Here is a 3,402-nt window from a genome sequence, read left to right as displayed (position 1 = left end):
TGCTCATGCTGAGTTTCCAGCACTAGATTAACTGCCCGTTCACGGACTTCCGGAGAGTAACGTTTGGTCGTTGTCATAGAGACCTCCACTTTTAAAGTATAGACTCTAATTTATCCGGGGTGATTCATTGCGAAGAAGTTGTCCGGGTCCCCATTGTCGCCGGTCCAGCCCATCATCACGGTCTGGTGTTCGCCGGCTTTGGCGCGTTTGAGATATTCGCCCCATTCGTAGGTCACGATGTTGGCCTTCACGCCTATTTTGGCCCAGTCGGCCTGGATCAGTTCGGCCATGCGGCGCGCGTTGGGGTTATAAGGGCGCTGTACCGGCATTGCCCACAAATCGATGGAGAAGCCGTCCGCCATACCCGCTTCTTTCAGCAGCTCTTTCGCCTTGGCGGGACCATAAGGATAATCCTGCACCGCGTCGTTGTAGCTCCACATCGTCGGCGGGATCAGGTTCTTGGCGGCCTGACCGGCACCCTGATAAACGGCGTCGATGATGGCTTTTTTATTCACCGCCAGGGTTAACGCCTGACGCACTTTGACATTATCCAGCGGTTTCTTCTCGACGTTATAGGCCAGATAGCCCACGTTCAACCCCGGCTGTTCCATCAAATTGATGGTGCTGTCCTGCTTCATGCGGGCGATATCGGCCGGATTGGGATACGGCATCACCTGGCATTCGTTTTTCTGCATTTTGGCATAGCGCACGGAGGCGTCGGGAGTAATCGAGAACACCAGACGATCGATTTTTGGCTTGGTGCCCCAGTAGCCGGGGAAGGCTTTATACAGAATGCGAGAATCTTTCTGATACTGCAGCAATTGGAACGGACCGGTGCCGATCGGATTCAAATCCAGCTTCTCGGGGGTGCCGGCTTTCATCATCTTATCGGCATACTCCGCCGACAGGATGGAGGCGAAGTCCATGGCCAGGTCGGCGACAAACGGCGCTTCCTCGCGGGTCAGCGTGAAGCGGACGGTGTAGTCGTCGACCTTCTCGATATTGGCGATCAGATCACCCATACCCATGCCGTCAAAGTACTCGTAGCTGCCGCCGGAGACTTTGTGGTAAGGCGCATTGGTGTCTTTTTGGCGGGTGAAGGAGAAGATGACATCGTCGGCGTTGAAATCACGGCTAGGTTTGAAATCTTTGCTGTCTTGCCACTTGACGCCGTGGCGCAAATGGAAGGTATAGACCTTGCCGTCGTCGCTCACATCCCATTTTTCCGCCAGGCTGGGAGTGACTTCCGTCGTGCCGAGCTTGAACTCAACCAGGCGGTTGTAAATTGGCACCGAACTGGCATCGAAGGTGGTCCCGGAGGTGAACAGCTGCGGGTTGAACCCTTCCGGTGACCCCTCGGAACAATACACCAAATTTTTCGCTTGCACACTGGCCGCCACGGCTAACGCCGCCAGGCTGATACCGACTTTGAGAATCCCTGATTTCGTCAAGGAAATTGTCATTATTCTGCTCCAATATGTGATGTTGTGTGTTGCACGGCCAGACACTGTTTTTTTATGGGACTGCGGTCTGTGCAGTATGCCCTGCGGCATTAATAGGAAATGGAAGGAGACAAACCGGATTGCCGTTGGAAAAGCATTAACCGGCGGGTTGAATGCGCAAAAACATTCAAACAATCCTTTGCCTCCCTGACTTCCGAGGCTCCCAATTTGGTAACAGTTTGCCAAGACGTCAATATAACCCGTGGGGATTTACATGTTTTTCGAGAGGCGGCAAACGAACATAAAAGTGAGGTGCTAGAGCCTAAATTAAGCACAATCGGCAGGCGAGAAAAGACTACAGTGCATCTTTACACTGTTTAACAAGATTTTAATGGTAGGTTATACTGCAAAAATTCTAAAAAACTTTCTTTCCGAATGGCGAATATATGAACGGTAATGTGGCATTTTCGCCCGTTGTGCAGGGTAAAATGCTGCCAGACCTCAGGGCGGATAACCGTTTCAACGCACGTTTAGCGCTTTTCACCTTACGCTATATGCCATGTAAAAAACAGTGATGCACCCCCCCGTGGTCCTTATTCAGATTAACCCTAGTCAGGGGTTCTCCTGCAGCCGCGCGCGCAACCGTTTTATCGCCAGGCTGTGCAGCTGGCTTACCCTGGATTCGCCCACGCCCAAAACTTCACCGATTTCCTTAAGGTTCAGCTCTTGCTGGTAGTAAAGGTTAAGCAACAGCTGTTCGCGTTCAGGGAGGCGGCTTATTTCGTCCTTCACCCGCTTGCGCAGGCCGCCGGCCATCAACAACTTAAAGGGATCTTGGCCCGTGTCGGCGGGGAGCGCCGGGCCGGTGCCCTGTGCTTCTTGCGCCATAAGTTCATCCAGCGAGAACAACTGGCTGCAGTTGGTTTCATGCAACATGGTCTGATACGACGCCAGCGGCACGCCGAGTTCGTCGGCGATTTGCTGCTCGCTGGCGCTGGCGCCCAGCCGCTGCTCCAGCCGCTGAATGGCCGCCGCAATTTCGCGCGCATTACGCCGCACGCTGCGCGGCACCCAATCCCGTTCGCGCAATTCGTCCAGCATGCCCCAGCGGATGCGCGAGCGGGCGTAAGTGGTGAAGCTGGCGCCCTGCGCGGCATCGAAGCTGTCGATGGCCGCCAGCAAACCTATCATGCCCGCCTGAATGAGATCTTCAAGCTCTACGCTCGCCGGCAGGCGGACCTGCAGTCGCAGCGCCTCGTGGCGGATGATGGGCGCGTACTGCTGCCACAGGCCGCGATCGTCGGCCAGCCTTCCCTGATGATTGTATATGACGTCCACAATGTCCTCGCGCGGGCCGGTCGGTGAAATGTCATTATCAGGCGCGCGACGGCGGATAAAGGCGGCAAAATAGGGTGAAAATGCGGTTATTTGTCGTAAATAGACGTAAAAAACCCCGGCAAGCCGGGGTTGGCACAAACAGAGGATGTAACGATTAGCTCAGCAGCTTCAGGATACCCTGCGGTACCGCATTGGCCTGCGCCAGAACCGCAGTACCCGCCTGCTGCAGGATGTTGGCGCGGTTCATGTTAGAGACTTCGGTGGCGAAGTCCGCATCCTCGATATTCGAGCGCGACTGGCTCAGGTTAGCCACGGTGGTGCTCAAGCTGTTGATAACCGAACCCAGGCGGTTCTGGGTCGCGCCCAGGGCGCCACGGGCGTTATCGACGATGGCAATGGCTTTGTCGATGGTTTTCAAAGGATCGGCCGTGGCGGGGATATCTTCGCCTTCAGAAGGTATTTGTGTACCTTTAGAAACTTCTCCAGATTTCACATTGAATCACCCCGGATAAATTAGAGTCTATACTTTAAAAGTGGAGGTCTCTATGACAACGACCAAACGTTACTCTCCGGAAGTCCGTGAACGGGCAGTTAATCTAGTGCTGGAAACTCAGCATGAGCA

General features: G+C 54.4%; 1 protein-coding gene and 2 pseudogenes. All 3 read right to left on the bottom strand.

Annotation, left to right across the window (positions count from 1 at the left end; all coding sequences use genetic code 11):
- Positions 1–128 precede the first annotated feature (128 nt).
- Positions 129–1,463 (bottom strand): annotated as a pseudogene (locus tag CINSTRO3249_RS14225) (ABC transporter substrate-binding protein); the annotation flags it as partial.
- A gap of 591 nt (positions 1,464–2,054) precedes the next feature.
- Positions 2,055–2,780 carry an RNA polymerase sigma factor FliA gene (locus CINSTRO3249_RS14220; protein WP_074013742.1) on the bottom strand — a complete coding sequence of 242 codons (726 nt, stop codon included), beginning with the start codon at positions 2,778–2,780 and terminating at the stop codon, positions 2,055–2,057.
- A 154-nt stretch (positions 2,781–2,934) separates the two neighbouring features.
- Positions 2,935–3,267: pseudogene (locus tag CINSTRO3249_RS14215) on the bottom strand (flagellin); the annotation flags it as partial.
- Between the last annotated feature and the right edge of the window lie 135 nt (positions 3,268–3,402).

The sequence above is a fragment of the Candidatus Sodalis sp. SoCistrobi genome, from assembly GCF_900143145.1.
Classification (GTDB): Bacteria; Pseudomonadota; Gammaproteobacteria; order Enterobacterales; family Enterobacteriaceae; genus SoCistrobi.
This window is presented reverse-complemented; position numbering and strand designations above follow the sequence as displayed.